We start from the raw sequence: 18,732 nt of genomic DNA on the forward strand, positions 1-18,732 counted from the left end.
GCTCGGTGTCGCGACTTTCGATCCGCTCGCGCACGGCAGCGCTTCGCCGCGGAAGCCCAGCGAGCGAATGTCGTTGATATCCTCGGTGAGCTTGGAGGTGCAGTGACGTGCGATCGCCAGCGCCAGCTCCCGTTCGGGAATGCCGGAGCCGTCATCGGTGACGCGGATCAGGTTCAGCCCGCCGCCCGATGTGACGATCTCGACGCGCGAAGCACCGGCATCGAGCGCATTCTCGACCAGTTCCTTGACCACGCTCGCCGGACGCTCGATGACTTCGCCGGCGGCGATCTGGTTGATCATCGTTTCGGAAAGCTGGCGGATGGGCATGGCGGCACTATAGGCGGATTCGCGTCGCGCGGGAGGGGCAGAATTGCGCCAGCGGTGGATCAGTGGAAAACGACTTATGCCTGCGCCGCCAGCCAGTCGCGCACCTTGCGGGCGTTGTCGCTGAGCTCCCGGTTCTTCGGCCAGACGACATAGAAGGCCTTGCCGGTCTTCAGCACATGATCCGTCACCGGCACCAGCAGGCCCGACGCCAGCAGCCGCTCGGCGAGATGCCGCCAGCCGAGCGCGATGCCTTGGCCTTCCATGACACCTTGGATCACCAGGCCGTAGTCGTTGATGCGCAGGCCGCGCGCGGTATCGCTGAGATTGGCGCCCGCAGACTGGAACCATTCGTCCCAACTGGCCGCCTCGCGATACGGCTCCTCCAGATGGATGAGGCGGTGCGTGGCCAATTCGGCAGCGGATCTGGGCAGGCCGAACTTTGCCGCATAGCTGGTGCCGGCGACGGGAAATATCTCCTCGTCAGCCAGCGGCAACGAATGATAGTCCGGCCAGTCCCGCGGCGCGCCGCCGCGCACGCCGAGCGGAATGCCTTCCGCGATGATGTCGAGGTCGCGGTCGGCGGGCTGGATACGCAGGTCAATGCCCGGCAGCTCGTCACGGAACTGCTGCAGGCGCGGCATCATCCAGAACGAACCGAACGCGGTCGAGGCGGCCAGCGTGACATGACCGCCGGTCGCCTGCAGGCGCAGATCCTCCGCCGATTTGCGGATGTGCGAAAGGCCGAGCGAGACGTCGGCATGGAAGCGCTCGCCGGCCTCGGTCAGGAGCACCTGGCGGTGGCGGCGCTGGAACAGCTTGGCGCCGAGCTGTTCTTCCAGTCCGCGCACGGCATAGGAGACGGCGGCCTGCGTCATGCCCAGCTCGCGCCCGGCGGCGGTGAAGCTCGACAGCCGCCCGGCCGCCTCGAAGACGATCAGGCTGCCGGCCGAAGGCAGAAGGTGGCGCAAGCTTCGCATAAGCTGAGCTTATACAAGAGATCAGGATTTTCCAGCGTCACATCACCATTTTGTCGCGCTAGGCTCCTTCATGAGTGGAATGGAGTTGCCATGAACGCACCGGCCCCCGAAGTGACCGAACATGCCAACCGCCGCAGTGGCGGCCGCCTGGGGCGCAAGGCCCTGCGCGGAGCTCCCGTAACGTCGTTCCCGACGCTGGTCCGCCAGATCCCCGTCTACCAGATGGTCCCCGATGAGGCGGTCGAACTGATCCACGAGGAGTCGCTCTTGATCCTCGAAGAGGTGGGCTGCGAGTTCCGCGACGACGAGGCGATCGCACTGTGGAAGGCGGCGGGCGCGGATGTCTCGGAAACCCGTGTGCGGATCGACCGGGCCCTGCTGATGGAACTGGTGTCGAAGGTCCCGTCGGAGTTCACGCTCAATGCGAGGAATCCGCAGCGCACGGTGCGGGTGGGCGGCAACAACACCATCTTCGTGCCGATGTATGGCGCGCCCTATGTTCGCGATCTCGACAACAACAGGCGTTACGGCACGCTCGCCGACCTCAACAATTTCCACAAACTCGCCTACATGGCGCCGGCGCTGCATTCATCGAGTTCGGTCATTTGCGAGCCGATGGAAATCGCGGTACCGAAGCGTCACCTCCACATCATCCATTCCGCGCTTAAGCATTCCGACAAGCCGTTCATGGGCATCGTCACGTCCAAGGAGCGGGCGGAAGACACGATGGCGATGGCAGGCATCGTGTTCGGAGAGGATTACGTCCGCGACAATCCTGTCCTGGTGTCGATCACCAACTGCAATTCGCCGCTGGTGTGGGACGCCACCATGCTGGACGCGATGAAGGTCTATGCGCGAAGCAACCAGCCGCTGATCCTCGCACCCTTTGCACTGTGCGGCGCCTCGACTTCGGCGTCCGCCGTGGGCGCTGTGGCACAGGTCAATGCGGAAGCGCTGGCGGGCGTCGCCTTCACGCAACTGCTGCGCCCAGGCTCGCCGCAGATCTACGGACAGTTCATGGTCACGGTGGACATGAAGACCGGTGCTCCGATGGGCGGCACGCCCGAGGCGGCGCAGATGATGTATCTGATGGGAGCGCTGGCACGGAAATACCGGCTGCCGTGGCGCACCTCCGGCTTCCATGTCGGGTCGAAGCTCAACGACGCCCAGGCTGGTTACGAGGCGAACATGCTGATGCATGCCGCCATCCTCGCCGGCGCCAACTACATCTGGCACTCCGCCGGATGGCTCGAGGCCGGCCTGACCTGCGGCTATTCGAAATTCGCCACCGACTGCGAACAGCTCATCGGCTGGTACAAATATGCCGGCGGCCTGCCGTTCGACGATTTCAAGGAAGCCATGGCGGCAATCCGCGAGGTGGGACCGCAGGGCCATTTCCTCGGTACCCAGCACACGCTGGAACATTTCGAATCCGCCTTCTTCATGCCCTCGATCATGGACTTCAATTCGTTCGAACAGTGGAAGGCAGAAGGGGCGAAGGACCACGACACGCGCGGCCGCGAGAAGGCGCGCAACATGCTGGCGGATTACGAGGAGCCGAAGCTCGACGAAGGCATCGCCGATGGCCTGATGGATTTCATCGCGCGGCGCGAGGAGAGGCTGCCGGACAGCGTCAGTTGAGGCGAAGAACCAAGATCAAAGGGAACCAGACGGGAGGAAAAAATGGCATTCTTCAGAAGCAGTGGCGATCGCGTGCCGAGCGCTATCGAGGCAATGGCGGTCGAAGCACGCGCGGGTCGTGTCGACCGGCGCGAGTTCCTGGCGCTGGCAAGCGCCTTCGGCGCATCGACGGCTCTTGCCTATGGCATGATCGGCCTTGCCGTGCCGGATCGGGCCTTGGCCGAAGAGCCGAAGAAAGGCGGAACGCTGCGCGTCTCGATGTCGGTGAAGGGACAGAAGGATCCGCGCACTTACGACTGGGTGGAACTGGCGAACATTTCGCGCTGCTGGCTGGAGCCGCTTGTCCGCTATACCAGGCAATTCACCTTCGAGCCGGTCCTGCTCGAAAGCTGGGATATCAACGACGACGCCACCGAATACGTGCTGCATGTGCGCAAGGGCATCACGTGGAACAATGGCGATGCCTTCAACGCCGATGACGTCGCTCACAATCTGACCCGCTGGTGCGAGAAGAATGTCGCCGGCAATTCCATGGCCGCCCGGGTCGGCGCGCTGATCGACGCAAAGACCGGCAAGGCCAGGGATGGCGCGATCACCAAGGTCGACGACAATACGGTCAAGCTGAAGTTAAGCGAACCAGACATTTCGCTGATCCCGAATTTCACCGACTATCCGGCGCTCGTCGTCCATCGCAGCTTCGATGCCGACGGTGCCGATCCGATCAAGAAGCCGATCGGCACGGGACCGTTCGAACTGGTCTCCTACGATGTCGGCCAGAAGGCGGTCGTCAAGCGTCGTGAGAATGGCAAATGGTGGGGTGGTGAGGCGCCGCTCGACAGCGTCGAGTTCGTCGACTACGGCACCGATTTCAACGCCACCGTGAACGCGTTCGAATCCGGTGAGATCGACCTCAATTTCGAGTCGCCCGCCGACTTCATCGACATTCTCGACAAGATGGATCTGGTGAAATCGGAGGTGGCGACGGCGACGACGCTGGTTGCCCGCACCAACATCACCCACAAGCCCTACGACGACAAGCGGGTGCGCAACGCCCTGCAAATGGCCGTCGACAACAATGCGGTCCTCGAACTCGGTTATGCCGGGCGAGGCACCCCTGGTGAAAACCACCACGTCGCCCCGATCCATCCGGAATACTATGCGCTGCCCAAGAAGACACGCGACGCCGCCGGCGCCAAGAAGCTGATGGCGGAAGCCGGACAGGCCGACTTCGAGCATGAGCTGATCACCATCGAGGACGATTGGCAGAAGAATACCGGCGACGCCATTGCCGGCCAGTTGCGCGATGCCGGGATCAAGGTGAAGCGCACGGTGCTGCCGGGTTCGACCTTCTGGAACGACTGGACGAAATATCCCTATTCGATGACGATCTGGTACATGCGCCCGCTTGGCGTGCAGGTGCTGGCGCTCGGCTATCGCACCGGCGAGGCCTGGAATGAATCGGCATATTCCAACCCCGATTTTGATGCCAAGCTCAAGCAGGCGCTTTCGCTCATCGACGTGGAGAAACGACGCGAGGTCATGAAGGATGTCGAGCAGATCCTGCAGGATTCGGGCGTCATTATTCAGCCCTTCTGGCAGAAGCTCTACAGCCACATGAGCAAGAAGGTGAAGAACTATGGTGTCCACCAGACATTCGAGATGGACCTTCAGAACGTCTGGCTGGACGGCTAAAACAAGGTGCTGCAGGACTTCATGAGCCGCAAAAAAGCCGATATGCAGGATACGTGGTGTTGATAGGCTCAAGCCGTCAAAAGCCGGAGATTCTGCATGCGACTGACAGTGATCGTTGCCGCCCTTTCGATAGCCCTGCCGGCCGGAGCCGTCGCCGGACCGGCGTCCGACGCGGTGAAGTTCTTCTATGCCCCGGCGGTCAAGTTCGAGGCCGACGAACAATATCGGGACCGGTTCACCGAACCGGTGACGAAACTGTTCGACCTGAACGACCAGGCAACGAAAAAGAACCCGGACCAGGTCGCCTGCATCGATTTCGATCCTGGTCTCGACGCTCAGGATTTCGATCAGAAAACCGTCTCGAAAACGCTGAAACTGTCTGAGAAGCAGGATGGCGACAACGCACAGGTCACGGCATCCTTCAGCCTGTTTCCGGAAGGCGATGATTCCAAACGTGAAATGCTCTGGTCGCTCAAGAAGATCGACGGCAAGTGGAAGATATCGGACATCGCTTCCAAAACCAGCGACTGGACGCTCAGCGCGCTGGAATGCATGGCCGGCCAGACGCCGGAGTGAAGCGATGGCCCACCGCCGGTTCGTGGCACTGTCGGGTGTGTGCCTGCTGGCGGCTCTGAGCGGCGCCGCCGCGCAAGGCTTGTTGGGTGCGCCGCCGGCAAACGCCCCGGCCGACACCCAGCCGAGCGACAGCGCTGCACCGCCCGCAAATGCGCCGGGCGGAGCGGCAGAACCGGCCACGCCGCCGGTTGGATGGTCGCCGGCCGAAGCCGCGCCCGCCGCACCGATCCAGCCGGGCTCGCCGACCGCCGTTGTGCGGCCGTTTTACGATCAGGTCGGGCTGGAGATCGATCCGGCCGAGCGAAGCCATTTCATCGATCCAGCCAAAACCGTGCTCGACAAGAGCGACGCCTTGCGCAAATCCGGGCAGGGCGAGTGCCTCGACCCCAACATGGCGCTCGACAATGCCGATTACGACAAGGCCGAGATAGACAAGAGCCTGAAGACGCTCGAGGCGATCAACGGTGACCAGGCCAAGGTCATCGTCGCCTTCGTCATATCGGGCAACCCGCACCGGCTGGAATGGAAATTCAAGAAGGTCGATGGCGACTGGAAGATCACGGACCTGTTGTCGGTGACCGGCGAATGGGCACTCAGCCAATATCAGTGCGAATGATGGGCGAGCTCAACCCCGCCCGCGATAGGGCGCCACCCCGGTGTCGGGGAGCCAGGCGCCTTCCGGCGGAGCGCCGGTTTGCCAGAACACATCGATCGGAATGCCGCCGCGTGGATACCAATAGCCGCCTATGCGCAACCACAGCGGCTTGGTTGCCGCCACGATGCGGCGGCCGATCATGACGGTGCAGTCTTCATGGAAGGCGCCATGGTTGCGAAACGAGGTCATGAACAGCTTGAGCGACTTCGATTCCACCAGAGCCGCATCGGGTGCGTAGTCGATGACGATATGGGCGAAGTCCGGTTGGCCGGTGACCGGGCACAGCGAGGTGAATTCCGGGCAGGTGAAGCGCACGATCGCCGGCGGCCCGTCGCCGCGCGAAAACGGTACGGTCTCCAGAACCGCTGCTTCGGGGCTTTGTGGCGTCTCGACGTGCGCACCGAGCTGGGTGAGAGTTTTGGTATCGATCATGGGCCCAATCCTTGTCGCATGCGCCCGGAGTGCGTGCGGGACGACATGCTTGAAAACGAATTTTGCCGCTCATTAGCACAATTTGAAACCGCAGGAAGACGATGACCTCCAACGATCCGCTTCTCCAGCCCTACCAGCTCAAACATCTGACGCTGAAGAACCGGGTCATGTCGACCAGCCATGAGCCGGCCTATTCCGAGGACGGCATGCCGAAACAGCGATACCGGCTCTACCATGCCGAGAAGGCCAAGGGCGGTATGGCGCTGACCATGACCGCCGGCTCGGCGATCGTCTCGCGCGACAGCCCGGCCGCTTTCGGCAATCTGCATGTCTATGACGACAGGATCGTGCCGTGGCTGGCCGAGCTCGCCGATGCCTGCCACGAGCACGACTGCAAGGTGATGATCCAGATCACCCATCTCGGCCGCCGTACCGGCTGGAACAAGGCCGACTGGCTGCCGGTGCTCTCGGCCTCGCCGGTGCGTGAGCCGGCGCATCGCGCATTCCCGAAAACCATCGAGGACTGGGACATCGAGCGCATCGTCGCCGACTATGCTTCGGCCGCCCAGCGCTGTCAGGCCGCCGGCCTGGACGGCATCGAGTTCGAATCCTACGGCCATCTGATGGACGGCTTCTGGTCGCCGGCCACCAACCATCGCGACGACGAATTCGGCGGCTCGCTCGACAACCGCCTGCGCTTCACCAACATGGTGCTTGATGCCGTGCGTGCGTCGGTCGGCGAGAAATTCGTCGTCGGCATCCGCATGGTCGCTGACGAAGATTTCGAAAAAGGCCTGTCCAAACAGGAGGGCATCGAGATCGCCAGGCGGCTGGCCAATTCCGGCAAGGTCGATTTCCTCAACATCATCCGCGGCTCGATCGAAAGCGATGCGGCGCTGACCAAGGTCATACCGGTGGCCGGCATGCGCTCGTCGCCGCATCTCGATTTCGCCGGAGAGGTGAGGGCGGCGACGAAATTCCCGACCTTCCACGCGGCGCGCATATCCGACGTGGCCACCGCACGCCACGCCATTGCCACCGGCAAGCTCGACATGGTCGGCATGACCCGCGCCCATATCGCCGATCCGCACATCATCAAAAAGGTGATGGAGGGCCGCGAGCATGAGATCCGCCCGTGCGTGGGCGCCACCTATTGTCTCGACCGCATTTATGAGGGCGGCGAAGCGCTTTGCGTCCACAATGCCGCGACTGGCCGCGAGGCCGAAATCCCGCATATCATCGTCAAGACCGAAGGACCGAAGCAGAAAATCGTGGTCATCGGAGCCGGCGCCGGCGGGCTGGAGGTTGCGCGGGTCGCAGCCGAGCGCGGCCACAAGGTGACGGTGCTTGAAGCATCGAGCCAGGCCGGCGGCCAAATTCGACTGGCGACGCAGAATCCGCGCCGCAAGGAGCGGATCGGTATCATCGACTGGCGGCTGGCTGAACTCGCCCGGCTCGGCGGCGAGATCCGCTACGCCACCTGGGCGGAGAAGGACGATGTTCTGGCGCTGTCACCCGACGTGGTGGTGGTCGCCACCGGCGGCCTGCCGCAGACCCCGCCGCTGACGGCCGGCGACAATCTTGTCACCTCAAGCTGGGACATCATGGCCGGCAGCGTCAAGCCGGCCGAAAATGTACTGCTCTATGACGACAATGGCGGCCATCAGGGCATGGGCGCCGCCGAACTGATCGCCAATGCCGGCTCGAAACTCGAACTTGTCTCGCCCGAACGTTTCTTTGCCCCGGAAATGGGCGGCATGAACCATGTGCCGTACATGCGCGCCTTTCAGGAAAAGGGCGTCAGCATCACCATCAACACGCGGCTGCGTTCGGTGCGCCGCGAGGGCAACCAACTGGTCGCCGAACTGGCATCGGATTTCGCCGATGGCTGGCGCGGCGAGCGCAGGGTCGACCAGGTGGTGGTCGAGCACGGTACGTTGCCGCTCGATGATCTCTATCTCTCGCTGAAGCCTCTGTCGAAGAACGGCGGTGCGGTCGACTACGAACGGCTGGTGAGCGGTGGCGACATCTTCCCCAAGCGCAATCCAGAAGGCGGCTTTGTACTGTTCCGCATCGGCGACGCGGTCGCTTCGCGCAACATCCATGCCGCCATCTACGACGGCATCAGGTTCGGCTTGCGGATCTGAAATTGGGCGTTGCCAGGATCGGTGGCGCGCGGCCGGACCTGCGTACGAGAGCCCATGTACTTCGGTCTGGCCGCGCGCTCGCGCGTCATTGGCTCGTCGCCAGACAACGCACGATTCTGTGAGGGTGTGCCGCGTGGCGGCGTTCAAAACATTCTGGCGGTGGCCATGCACAGCACTGTCAGCACCAACAGCCCCCCGGCAATGCGCTCGCCTCTTGTCATCTTCGCGCGCAACTGCCTTTCCGTTGCCGCATCGGCACCGGCAAGCTGCCTGCTGGTTGAGCCTACCAGCGCGCCTTGCACGCCGGCGGCGATCAGGGCCGTCACGATGCCCAGCGCCAGCACCTTCTCCATCGAGCCGAAAACACCCTCGTGAAAGAAATACCAGAGCAGTATGCCGGTCAGGAAAACCAGGCCGGCAGCGCCCATTTGCGGCCGGAAGAACCGTTCCGCCCGGATGTCCGGGTCACGGCCGACCGCGATGGTCGTGCCCGCCCAGAATACGCCTGCCATGACATGAAGACCGATAACGACGATGTAGACATATTGCATGACCGGATTTCCTCTTTAGCCCGCCATCTCTAGATAATTAGATATCGAATGGTTAGATGTCAATATATAAGTCGTGCCAGTTCCATCCGTGCATGACACCGTCTAGGGTCCTGCAATGACACCCTTTGACCGCCCGCCAGTCGGCATGAATCTCGGACGAACCGCCAAGCTGGTTGCCCAGGCCTTCGATGCTGCCCTGGTCGAGGCTGGAGGTACATTGCCGATCTGGCTCACGCTGCTATCGGTCAAGTCGAGCAACCTTGCCAACCAGCGCGAGCTTGCCGGCATGATCGGTATCCAGGGCGCGACGCTGACCCATCATCTCAACGCCATGGAGGCGCAGGGCCTGCTGATGCGCCGCCGCGACCCCGTCAACCGCCGGGTTCATCTGGTCGAATTGACCGAGGCCGGAGAAGCGATGTTCGAGACACTGCGCAAGGCCGCGCTCGTCTTCGACAAGCGGCTGCGAGTGGGATTGACCGACGAGCGTCTGGCGGAGTTCGCGCAGGTGCTGGCTGTGTTGCGGGGCAATGTCGGGGGATAGAACCCTGCGGACCAAGAATTTCCTTGGACTGGACTTCCCTCATCACATTTGTAACGTTCCATTGTCCGGCTGATCCTGGTGGGAAGAGGTCAGGCTCAACTCTTCTGTAAAATCTGTGCAAGAATACCGAAGCCGCTGGCTTCGGGAGCGAGAAGTCGCCGGAAAACCTAACAACGTTCGGGGGGACAAGTTGACCAAAGAAGATCTGTTCGTTCCGCGCCAGACCAACACGGCGCTTTACATCCAGCTATACGAGGCTGGATATCCGCTTGCCGATATCGCCAGGGTGCAGAAGGCGTATCGTGTGTGTTGCGCGATGTTCAACGGCCGTTATCGCAAGACGGGACGGCCTTTCATCTGCCATGCGGTGGGAGCTGCGTCGTCGGTCGCGCATTTCGACCAAAGCGTCGATCTTGTCCTCGCCGCTATGTTTCACGCCGCCTATGACGGAGGCCAGTATCCGGACGGCAAATCCAGCAGGCGAACCGATGCTCATCGCAAGTGGCTGGAGCAAAAAATTGGTCCTCGCGTCGAGGGTCTTGTCGCTCGCGTGGTCGGACTGAAATTCGACACGGGAGATCCCGAGCGCATTGTGGACAAAGGTGTGCCGACCGGCGACGAGGACATTCTGTTCCTGGCGCTTGCCCATGAGGTCGATGACCTGGCGGACGGCGGACTGGCGTTTGCGCCCAAATACGGCCAGTCGATTCGTTCGAGGGTTGCTGCCTGCGCCACTCTGGCCAGGAATCTGGGCCGCGAAAATCTTGCCGCCACCATCGAAGGTTACGGCGCCCGCTACGAGACGATGGCGTGGGCTGCTCCCCTCCAGGAGACGAAGCTGGTGGGCTTTCAGATGACGCCTAATTTGCGCACATACATCAAATTGCGTCGGCACAAGCTGCGCGGGGAGTCGATCGAGGTGCTTTGACGCCTTGCCGGCCATGCGACAGCATCGGGTACCGATGCACATCCGCTGAAGAACTCGCCGTCCTCACCGGTTCAGTCGTCGTAGCCCTGGATTGCCCCAAAGGCGTAACGGCGCAGCTTCAGCGCGGCGATCAAATTGGTCAGCTTCGTCTTGCCGTCGAAGCCGTCCTGAAACATCTCGTCATGCATCAGCAGGATCAGCTTGCCGGGCTTGACGAAGCGGCCATAGCCGAACAGATGATCGATCTCGCTGACCAGATGGTCGACGCTCTGCACCGGCTCGCCGTTGTCCTTGTGCACCCATTCATGGTCCCAGCCGTAGAGATAGAAGCCTGAGGCCGCGACAAATTCGTAGTCGGGCTCTTCATGCCCCTCCTGGGCGAGGCCAAGCGAAGTGTCGTTCTTCGACATGGAGGGCAGCCTGAACACGTCGCGCCCCGGCAGCCTTGCATGCACCACGGGCTTCAAGCCGAGCACCGCGTTTGCCCGTACCATGTCGGCGACGACACCCTCGGTGTCGCCGTAGAAATGCCGGTAGTGATTGTAGGCATGGCTGTAGCTGTGGTTGCCGAGCGTCACCAGAGGAAGCTGCTTGGCGCGCTGGACGAGCGCTCTGTTGGCAGCGCTCGCCTGTGCGTGCATGCCGACCATGAATAGGGTTGCAGGAACCTGCTCGGCCTCCAGCACGTCGAGGATGTTGCTTGTGCCGTTCAGCGGCCCATCGTCGAAGGTAAGATAGATGGTGCGATCGGCGCCCTGGGCGGGGGCCGCAAAGATCAGCAGTGCCGCAAGGGCAAACCGAAACGGTGTCATCAGCCCCGATATCCCTGTTGCGATCACGACAAGGCGGCCATCTTCACACGCGGTTGTCAAGGCAGCCCGGCCGTACCTATGCCAGGCTTCCTTGCAGCACCGTCAGCTTGGCCTTCTTCGGCATGCGAGCGGTCAGCCATTCCAGCGCCTTGTCGTGCGGCATCGGGAAGGCGATGGAGTAGCCCTGCACCTGGTCACAGCCGATCGCCATCAGCGAATCGAGCTCGGCCTCGGTTTCGGCACCCTCCGCGACGATCGAGATGCCGAGGCCACGCGCCAGCTCGGTGATGGCGCGCACGATCTTCGAGTTGTCGCCATTCTCATGGATGTTCTGAACGAAGCGGCGATCGATCTTCAGCCGGTCGATCTCGTTCGGGTTGACATGGCTGAGCGAAGCATAGCCGGTGCCGAAATCATCGAGTTCGAGATGGACGCCGGCTGCCCTGATGTGGCGCAGCTTGGCGGCGATGCCTGTCTTTTCGTCGTCGAGGATGACGGATTCGACGATTTCCAGCGACAGTTTTTGCGGCGGCAGCCCAGCCTTTTCCAGCGTCTCGAACAAGAACGCATCGAAATCGTGCTCGCGCAGCTCGGTGCCGGAAACATTGACGGCAAGCCGTCCGAAGGCAATGCCGGCGCGATTCCATTCGGCCGCCTCGTTGATCGCCTTGGTGATGACGATGCGGCCGATCTCGGGCATGAAGCCGCATTTCTCGGCGACCGGGATGAATTCGCCGGGCGGGATCATGCCGCGCTCCGCATGGTTCCAGCGCACCAGCGCCTCTATGCCGCTGATCGTGCCGTTGGTCAGCGAGACCTGCGGCTGGAAATAGACCTGGAACGCCCGCTCCGCGATGGCGACCTTGATGTCGTGCTCGAGCTGCTTGCGATAATCGAGTTCGCGGCGCAGTTCCTCGGAGAAGAAGGAGAAGTTGCCACCGCCAAGCTTCTTGGCGGAATAAAGCGCCAGGTCGGCATGGACCAGCAAATCCCCAGCATTGTCGGCGTCGATCGGATAGACCGCGATGCCGGCGCTGGCGCCTGGGAGAATGGTCGTGCCCTGGAAGACGATCGGCTCGTTGATGTGCGCCAAGATGCGCCGCGCCAGCATGTTGATGTCTTCGGTGCCGCCGGCGCCGCCGAGGATCATGACGAACTCGTCGCCGCCCAGGCGCACGCACAGATCCGACGCCCGGCAGGAATCGCGCATGCGCTGTGCCGTGACGACCAGCACATAGTCGCCGGCGGCGTGGCCGAGCGTATCGTTGATCTGCTTGAACCGATCGAGATCGAGCTGGACGACGGCAAGGCGTTCGCGACGCCGGTGCGTGCCCTTGATCAGCGTGTCGAAATGATCGGTCAGGAACGTGCGGTTGTGCAGGCCGGTGAGGCCGTCATGAACCGCGATGAAGGCCATGGAATTGCGCGCGTCGATCAGTTCATGCGTCTTGCGCAGGATGGCGTTCGACATCGGCCTGAAGATGAAGAGCGCCACCAGTATGATGACGCCGATTGTGGCGTAGAACAGCGTGCGATGGAGAGCGAGCAGCTTCTCGGAGCGGTCGTCGGCGTCGGCAGTGATGCGCTGGCCGAGCGCGGCATAACCCGACAAGGTCGCATTGGCGACTGAGGCGTCGAGATTGACGCGTTCGCCGCCGCCCTTGTAGCCGCCATTGCCGTTGAATTGCGATTCATAGGCCGAGATCAGGCGGTCGCCATTGGCGATCAGCCCGACGGAGAAATAGTCGAGGTGGAAGGGCTTGGCGAAGAGGACGCTTTCGATCGACTTCGGGTCGAGCTTGGCCGGCGATTGCGGATCGGCTCCTGTCTGATCGAGCAGCAGGTCGTAGTTGGTCTCGAACTCCGCCGTTGCCTGCTTGAGCGCGCTGACCAGCGCCGGTTGCTTGTCGCGTGAACCGGCACCCGTTGCACTGGCAAGGAAGACGATGCGCTGCGACAGCGTCTTTTGTGTGCTGACGATGTCGAGCAAGGTGTGATTGTGCTGTTGGGTGGCCATCATCTGCTGCAGCAGGATGAAGGAGGCGATCACCATGGCCGCAATGATCAGCAGGGCCAGCCAATAGCCAGCCTTGATCAGCAGTATGAGCTTGCCTGAAACGGTTTGCACCGGCTGCTGCGACATTTTCGGGGGCGGCCCTCTCGCCTAAGGATTCTTGCCTAGGGATTCTTGTATGAGCACCATTGAACTGCAAACGTTAACAGGACCGGAAATCGACGGCTGTCCGGCAAGGGGCGGCCGTGGAAAGATCGCGGAATGGTTATCGGCTCGTTTAGCACCGTACCGGCATTTGAGCGGTCATCGGCCAGAACCTTTGTCGTGGCGTCGTTCCTCGGCCGCGTGATGATCGACATCGGGGCCGCATCGTGCTGCTTGCCACCGATCCGGTCGTTTTTGCGATGGATTTTTCGCGCGGACGAGACGACAGTCGGCCCACATCAAACGAGGCTAGGTCATGACCGCAGCATTCCTCTCCCACATCGACAGCGAGCTCGCGGGGCTCAAATCGGCAGGCCTCTACAAGTCGGAGCGGGTGATCACTTCGACGCAGTCGGCCGAGATCGAGGTCGGCGGCGACAAGGTGTTGAATTTCTGTGCCAACAACTATCTCGGCCTCGCCGATAGCGCCGATTTGCGCAATGCTGCCAAGCAGGCGCTCGACCGCTATGGCTACGGCATGGCATCGGTGCGCTTCATCTGCGGCACGCAGGAAGAGCACAAGCAACTCGAAGCCACGATTTCCTCCTTCCTCGGCATGGAAGACACCATCCTTTACGGCTCCTGCTTCGATGCCAATGGCGGCCTGTTCGAGACGCTGCTGGGCGAGGAAGACGCCATTATTTCGGATGCCTTGAATCATGCCTCGATCATCGATGGTGTGCGGCTGTCGAAGGCCAAACGTTTCCGCTACGCCAACAACGACATGGCCGATCTCGAGGCGCGCCTGAAGGAAGCCCGGGACTGCCGCTTCCGGTTGATCGCCACCGACGGCGTGTTTTCGATGGATGGCATCATCGCCAATCTCAGGGGTGTCTGCGACCTCGCCGAGAAGTATGACGCCATGGTGATGGTCGACGACAGCCATGCCGTCGGCTTCGTCGGTCAGAACGGCCGCGGCTCGGCCGAGCATTGCGGCGTCGAGGGCAGGGTCGACATCATCACCGGGACGCTCGGCAAGGCACTTGGTGGGGCCTCCGGTGGTTACACCTCGGGCAAAAGCCAGGTGGTCGACTGGTTGCGCCAGCGCTCACGGCCGTATCTCTTTTCCAACACGCTGATGCCGGCGATCGCCGGCGCTTCGATCAAGGTGTTCGAGCTGATCAAGGACGGCGATGGGCTGCGCGACAAACTCTACGACAACGCTGCGCGGTTCCGGTCGCAAATGGGCAAGCTCGGCTTCACGCTGGCCGGAGCGGATCATCCGATCATCCCGGTGATGCTGGGCGATGCCAGCCTGGCGCAGGAGATGGCCGCGCGCATGCTGAAGCGCGGCATCTATGTCATCGGCTTCTCCTTCCCGGTGGTGCCAAAGGGGCAGGCGCGCATCCGCACGCAGATGTCGGCGGCGCATTCCAGCGCCGATATCGACCGCGCGGTGGAAGCGTTCGCCGCCGTCGGGCGCGAACTCGGGGTGATTTCCTGACAAGCCGGAATCGAAAAGCGATTCCGGAACAAGAGCTTCAAGGGACAAAAGCATGTCGAACATGATGAAGGCGCTGGTGAAGGCCAAGGCCGAACCAGGCATCTGGATGGAAGAGGTGCCGGTGCCGGAAATCGGCCCTAACGACGTGCTGATCAAGATCAAGAAGACGGCGATCTGCGGCACCGACGTGCACATCTACAATTGGGACCAGTGGGCGCAGAAGACGGTGCCGGTGCCGATGGTGACGGGCCATGAATTCGTCGGCACCGTTGCCGATTTCGGCGCAGCGGTCACCGAATACAAGGTCGGCCAGCGCGTGTCGGGCGAGGGCCACATCGTCTGCGGTCATTGCCGCAACTGTCGCGCCGGGCGAGGGCATCTGTGCCGCAACACGCTCGGCGTCGGCGTCAATCGTCCGGGCGCCTTCGGTGAGTATCTGGCTATCCCGCAGCACAACGTCGTGCCGATCCCCGACGATGTGCCCGATGAGATTGCCGCGATCTTCGATCCCTTGGGCAATGCCGTCCACACCGCATTGTCCTTCGATCTGGTCGGCGAGGACGTGCTGGTGACTGGCGCCGGGCCGATCGGCATCATGGGCGCGCTCGTCGCCCAATGCGTCGGCGCGCGCAAAGTGGTCATCACTGACATCAACCCGGTGCGGCTGGCGCTAGCCAAGAAACTCGGCGTCCAGCATGTCGTCGACGCCTCGAAGGAGAAGCTGCGCGACGTCATGCCGGTGCTCGGCATGACCGAGGGGTTCGACGTCGGCCTCGAAATGTCAGGCGCCGCCCCCGCTTTCCGCGACATGATCGACACCATGAACAATGGCGGCAAGATCGCCATTCTGGGCATCGCGCCGACCGGCTTCGAGATCGACTGGAACAAGGTCATCTTCAAGATGCTGCATCTCAAAGGCATCTACGGCCGCGAGATGTTCGAAACCTGGTACAAGATGATCGCGCTTGTGCAGGGTCCGCTGGATGTCTCCGGCCTGATCACCCACCGCATCGGCATCGACGATTTTCAGATCGGTTTCGATGCGATGAAGAGCGGCAGTTCCGGCAAGGTGGTGATGGACTGGTAGGGATTGCCTTGGCCGCTATTCAGGAAAAGCTGACGACAGCACCTCTGGTCCGCCGGACATTTTCCAACTAGGGGAACATGGCTGGGTGGAGAGCTATGGCTCCGCTACGTGCGCTCGCTAATCATATACGGCGACGTATCGCGGCCCACCCGGTGACGGTCGATGGGGCAATTCGCTTCAGTCGATGACGGAAACCCGGTGAACCGATGCTGAGGCCCCGACGCGATCGTCTATTTCCTATGATCTGCGATTGAGGTCGAGGTGTTGCCGCTTTCAGCGGGTAAGATGCGATAGACGACTTCCGGTACCCTTCCGGTCAGCGAAAAGGAAGGCAACGAGCCGCATTGCCTCAAGCAAAATGTTACCAATAGTGTCCTGTTCCAAAGGGGATGGACAGGTCGTGCCATTCCGGTTCGGGGGAAGGATGGCGCGGCTCAGCATGGCGACACGGTGAAGCGGCGATCGTGGAGCTTTATTGCGGCGTTGACAAGCGGCGCATTCTGGATGAGTTCGAGGCGGTAACCGGCTATTATTCGCAAGCGCGCGATCCGTCTTATGAACCGTCGTGAGCAGAGGCCGTCTGCGGGCAAGAGCCGCAGCCGCTGTTACGGCAGCGATGTCCGCGACGCGCTCATCGTGTTGTGGGAGGATTCGGAGCGGCTGGGTCCGCATCGACGCTCGCGGCGGCCAGCGCCGCCGGGCAGGAATGAGTTCGCAGTTCGCCGCTCGGTGCCAGCCCGCACCTTCGGCGATTGGAAAGATCCGCCGCCCGGCTTTGTTGAGCGCATTCGGGCACGTCTTCGTCAGGGAGCTTCGTGCAGACGATGGTGCTGACCGGATTGCCGCCGGCTGGACCGATTGCATTCCGCTCCGCACGCGCGACAGCGGCAATGTGATCATGGCGATCAAGCAGGCCCGCTCCCGGTTTCGCTGACCCTGTGCTGCTGTTTGCCGGCATCCGCCCGCACAGGAAGAGCTTGTAAAAGTGCGGAAATCGAGGAGCCGTTGGTCGTCGATCTTCAGCCTGAACGCGGTCGTTTGCTGGTGCCGCAAATCGGCTGTTGCATGTACATCCCTGTCAGACGTCAGTTTTCCTCGCCTATTTTGGTGTCGAGCGCGAAGTGCTCCAACCAGATTGCAAGGCTTTTTGGAAATGAGAGCGGCTTTGCGCAGGGCGCTCCGTTGTTGAGCATTCAAGCTACCAAGCCAATGACGCGCAGGTTCCACCAGGCTCGCCAGCCTTGAAGGACAGCGAAAAAAGCAGAGCACGACAGACACAACAGTGCATCAGGACGCCGCAGTCGTTGAAGATGGTGCGCTGCATCCATACCGTGGATGCATTCGATCCAAATAATCGATTTGTTCAATCAGTTTCTCGAAAGCTAACCCTACCCTCTGTGGGAATCGGGCTCTGAGCCGCGACGCTGCCTTGCGAGCGCAGGGGCTGCACGTAGGAGAGATGATGCAACGAGAAATCGCACGCGGGTTGCTGGCCTCGTGGGTTCGCCGACCGGCGTATTTGAGCCCGTCAGTTGGTCCTCACCCGCGCCTATTGCCACCGAGCGACTTGCATGTCCCTCCGACTCGGACCAGTTCCGAGAGCTGCGACGAGTTGCGCGCCGTGTGCTCCGATCAGATGGCCGCCGGTGACGCGTTCGATGGGCCGTCCCTCTTCGAGAGGAGATGAAATGCGAACGCTGCTCGTGGATCATCATGCGGATCTTGCGCGCGCCATGCGACTTGCGCTCGGGGATGGCGGCTTCGTCGTTGATGTCGTTGGTACTCTGGAACTGGCTTCGAGTGCATTTTCTTGCGCCAGCTATGAAATTCTCCTGCTGGAATTGGCTCTGCCAGATGGCGATGGCTTGGGTTGGCTGAGGCAGTTGAGGACCCACGGGCATTCAGTTCCTGCCGTCATTATGAGCAGCCTTAACGATCTCGATAAGCGAATTGCGATCTTCAACGGTGGTGCGGACGACTTTCTGCTCAAACCCATCTCTACCGATGAGCTTATTGCCAGAATGAGAGCCATTCTGCGCCGGGCGACACAGATGACCGACCTGAGGCTCGTATTTGGCAATCTCGACTTTGATCCGGTCGCCCGCCAGGTTTTCGTTGATGGGCACCCAATGATGATCGCACGTCGCGAACTCTGTGTTCTAGAGCACCTGCTTAACCGGGCAGGCCGCATCGTGCCCCGTGCGCAATTGGAAGATCACCTCTATTCATTCAACGACGACGTGTCTGCCAACGCGCTTGAAGTCGGAATTTATCGTTTACGGGGACATCTGACCAGATCAGGTGCAACGCCACGGATCAAGACCATCCGAGGCATTGGTTACATCCTAGAATTGACTGACGCCTCGTCCGCATAGTTTGTCGAATCGAAAGAAGATCTATTTTGCTGATCCTTCAACATCCTTGCGCTGCGCTCAATTGGCGGGCGATCGCCAACAAGGTTACAAGACCTGCAGTGCCCCGTTACCTGGGCCATCTCCTCTGCGCGCTTATTGTGACTTTCCCACTTGGTGTCGCGGCGCAAAACAAGCAGGACAAAGGCCCGCCGCATGCGGCTTCGAATAGCATCAACGCCACGCTGACCCTTTCCTCTTCGCTCGGGGAGACCGTTCATCTGCCCGGGCCAGCCACGACCATCTTTGTTGCTGACCCCACGATCGCGGATTTTCAGGCGCCATCGAGC

At 61.6% G+C, this 18,732-nt stretch carries 17 protein-coding genes and 1 pseudogene; 12 read left to right on the forward strand and 6 right to left on the reverse strand.

The features are described 5' to 3' along the window. Window positions 1-327, reverse strand: a 327-nt coding sequence (locus tag EOA22_RS04785) for an ATP-binding protein (RefSeq protein WP_206521263.1), incomplete at its 3' end; no start/stop codon positions are given. 74 nt (window positions 328-401) lie between these two features. After that, the gene (locus tag EOA22_RS04790; RefSeq protein WP_127389863.1) at window positions 402-1,304 is read right to left on the reverse strand and encodes a LysR substrate-binding domain-containing protein; all 903 of its coding nucleotides are present in this window, start codon (window positions 1,302-1,304) and stop codon (window positions 402-404) included. Between the two features lie 90 nt (window positions 1,305-1,394). Here EOA22_RS04790 and EOA22_RS04795 point away from each other — a divergent pair, with 90 nt between their 5' ends. The 4 genes from EOA22_RS04795 (at window position 1,395) to EOA22_RS04810 (ending at window position 5,829) form a co-directional block, all read left to right on the forward strand. Next, window positions 1,395-2,945, forward strand: coding sequence for a trimethylamine methyltransferase family protein (locus EOA22_RS04795; RefSeq protein WP_013532332.1), 1,551 nt, complete (start codon window positions 1,395-1,397; stop codon window positions 2,943-2,945). Window positions 2,946-2,987: 42 nt separating this feature from the next. Next, window positions 2,988-4,637, forward strand: a complete 1,650-nt coding sequence (locus EOA22_RS04800; protein ID WP_027163239.1) for an ABC transporter substrate-binding protein — start codon at window positions 2,988-2,990, stop codon at window positions 4,635-4,637. A 96-nt stretch (window positions 4,638-4,733) separates the two neighbouring features. Beyond that, a complete protein-coding gene (locus EOA22_RS04805; RefSeq protein ID WP_027163240.1) occupies window positions 4,734-5,213 on the forward strand; it encodes a DUF3828 domain-containing protein in 480 nt (159 codons plus the stop codon). Window positions 5,214-5,217: 4 nt separating this feature from the next. Next, entirely contained in the window at window positions 5,218-5,829 is a 612-nt protein-coding gene (locus EOA22_RS04810; protein ID WP_013532329.1) for a hypothetical protein, read from the forward strand. 9 nt (window positions 5,830-5,838) lie between these two features. Here EOA22_RS04810 and queF read toward each other — a convergent pair whose 3' ends face one another. Further along, window positions 5,839-6,300, reverse strand: coding sequence for a preQ(1) synthase (gene queF, locus EOA22_RS04815; protein ID WP_010915503.1), 462 nt, complete (start codon window positions 6,298-6,300; stop codon window positions 5,839-5,841). A gap of 101 nt (window positions 6,301-6,401) precedes the next feature. On the opposite strand from queF, the gene EOA22_RS04820 reads away from it, so the two are divergent. Continuing rightward, entirely contained in the window at window positions 6,402-8,447 is a 2,046-nt protein-coding gene (locus EOA22_RS04820; protein ID WP_127389864.1) for an NADH:flavin oxidoreductase, read from the forward strand. 143 nt (window positions 8,448-8,590) lie between these two features. Here EOA22_RS04820 and EOA22_RS04825 read toward each other — a convergent pair whose 3' ends face one another. Then, a complete protein-coding gene (locus EOA22_RS04825; protein ID WP_063167732.1) occupies window positions 8,591-8,998 on the reverse strand; it encodes a hypothetical protein in 408 nt (135 codons plus the stop codon). Window positions 8,999-9,143: 145 nt separating this feature from the next. On the opposite strand from EOA22_RS04825, the gene EOA22_RS04830 reads away from it, so the two are divergent. Both EOA22_RS04830 and EOA22_RS04835 read left to right on the forward strand, forming a co-directional pair. Further along, a complete protein-coding gene (locus EOA22_RS04830) occupies window positions 9,144-9,542 on the forward strand; it encodes a MarR family winged helix-turn-helix transcriptional regulator (RefSeq protein WP_245478594.1) in 399 nt (132 codons plus the stop codon). A gap of 115 nt (window positions 9,543-9,657) precedes the next feature. Beyond that, entirely contained in the window at window positions 9,658-10,470 is an 813-nt protein-coding gene (locus tag EOA22_RS04835; RefSeq protein ID WP_224620272.1) for a DUF6817 domain-containing protein, read from the forward strand. A 71-nt stretch (window positions 10,471-10,541) separates the two neighbouring features. Here EOA22_RS04835 and EOA22_RS04840 read toward each other — a convergent pair whose 3' ends face one another. Continuing rightward, window positions 10,542-11,282, reverse strand: coding sequence for a polysaccharide deacetylase family protein (locus EOA22_RS04840; protein WP_081714379.1), 741 nt, complete (start codon window positions 11,280-11,282; stop codon window positions 10,542-10,544). Between the two features lie 76 nt (window positions 11,283-11,358). Continuing rightward, a complete protein-coding gene (locus tag EOA22_RS04845) occupies window positions 11,359-13,425 on the reverse strand; it encodes an EAL domain-containing protein (RefSeq protein WP_063167734.1) in 2,067 nt (688 codons plus the stop codon). A gap of 331 nt (window positions 13,426-13,756) precedes the next feature. On the opposite strand from EOA22_RS04845, the gene EOA22_RS04850 reads away from it, so the two are divergent. From EOA22_RS04850 to EOA22_RS04870, 5 genes and pseudogenes are all read left to right on the forward strand, one after another. Next, window positions 13,757-14,944, forward strand: a complete 1,188-nt coding sequence (locus EOA22_RS04850; RefSeq protein WP_063167735.1) for a glycine C-acetyltransferase — start codon at window positions 13,757-13,759, stop codon at window positions 14,942-14,944. A gap of 52 nt (window positions 14,945-14,996) precedes the next feature. Further along, window positions 14,997-16,031: an L-threonine 3-dehydrogenase gene (gene tdh / locus EOA22_RS04855; protein ID WP_063169264.1), complete on the forward strand. Its 1,035-nt coding sequence runs from the start codon at window positions 14,997-14,999 to the stop codon at window positions 16,029-16,031. 714 nt (window positions 16,032-16,745) lie between these two features. Continuing rightward, window positions 16,746-16,914 (forward strand): annotated as a pseudogene (locus EOA22_RS38630) (transposase); the annotation flags it as partial. 805 nt (window positions 16,915-17,719) lie between these two features. Further along, window positions 17,720-18,406, forward strand: coding sequence for a response regulator transcription factor (locus EOA22_RS04865; RefSeq protein ID WP_063169262.1), 687 nt, complete (start codon window positions 17,720-17,722; stop codon window positions 18,404-18,406). 26 nt (window positions 18,407-18,432) lie between these two features. Continuing rightward, the coding region (locus EOA22_RS04870; protein WP_245478595.1) for a pilus assembly protein N-terminal domain-containing protein at window positions 18,433-18,732 on the forward strand (300 nt) is incomplete at its 3' end.

The organism is Mesorhizobium sp. M7A.F.Ca.US.014.04.1.1 (genome assembly GCF_003998745.1).
Classification (GTDB): domain Bacteria; phylum Pseudomonadota; class Alphaproteobacteria; order Rhizobiales; family Rhizobiaceae; genus Mesorhizobium; species Mesorhizobium ciceri.

Coding starts and splice junctions, on each gene's coding strand:
- EOA22_RS04790 (WP_127389863.1), bottom strand. CDS start 1,304: ATGCGAAGCTTGCGCCACCTTCTGCCTTCGGCCGGCAGCCTGATCGTC.
- EOA22_RS04795 (WP_013532332.1), top strand. CDS start 1,395: ATGAACGCACCGGCCCCCGAAGTGACCGAACATGCCAACCGCCGCAGT.
- EOA22_RS04800 (WP_027163239.1), top strand. CDS start 2,988: ATGGCATTCTTCAGAAGCAGTGGCGATCGCGTGCCGAGCGCTATCGAG.
- EOA22_RS04805 (WP_027163240.1), top strand. CDS start 4,734: ATGCGACTGACAGTGATCGTTGCCGCCCTTTCGATAGCCCTGCCGGCC.
- EOA22_RS04810 (WP_013532329.1), top strand. CDS start 5,218: ATGGCCCACCGCCGGTTCGTGGCACTGTCGGGTGTGTGCCTGCTGGCG.
- queF (WP_010915503.1), bottom strand. CDS start 6,300: ATGATCGATACCAAAACTCTCACCCAGCTCGGTGCGCACGTCGAGACG.
- EOA22_RS04820 (WP_127389864.1), top strand. CDS start 6,402: ATGACCTCCAACGATCCGCTTCTCCAGCCCTACCAGCTCAAACATCTG.
- EOA22_RS04825 (WP_063167732.1), bottom strand. CDS start 8,998: ATGCAATATGTCTACATCGTCGTTATCGGTCTTCATGTCATGGCAGGC.
- EOA22_RS04830 (WP_245478594.1), top strand. CDS start 9,144: ATGAATCTCGGACGAACCGCCAAGCTGGTTGCCCAGGCCTTCGATGCT.
- EOA22_RS04840 (WP_081714379.1), bottom strand. CDS start 11,282: ATGACACCGTTTCGGTTTGCCCTTGCGGCACTGCTGATCTTTGCGGCC.
- EOA22_RS04845 (WP_063167734.1), bottom strand. CDS start 13,425: ATGTCGCAGCAGCCGGTGCAAACCGTTTCAGGCAAGCTCATACTGCTG.
- EOA22_RS04850 (WP_063167735.1), top strand. CDS start 13,757: ATGACCGCAGCATTCCTCTCCCACATCGACAGCGAGCTCGCGGGGCTC.
- tdh (WP_063169264.1), top strand. CDS start 14,997: ATGTCGAACATGATGAAGGCGCTGGTGAAGGCCAAGGCCGAACCAGGC.
- EOA22_RS04865 (WP_063169262.1), top strand. CDS start 17,720: ATGCGAACGCTGCTCGTGGATCATCATGCGGATCTTGCGCGCGCCATG.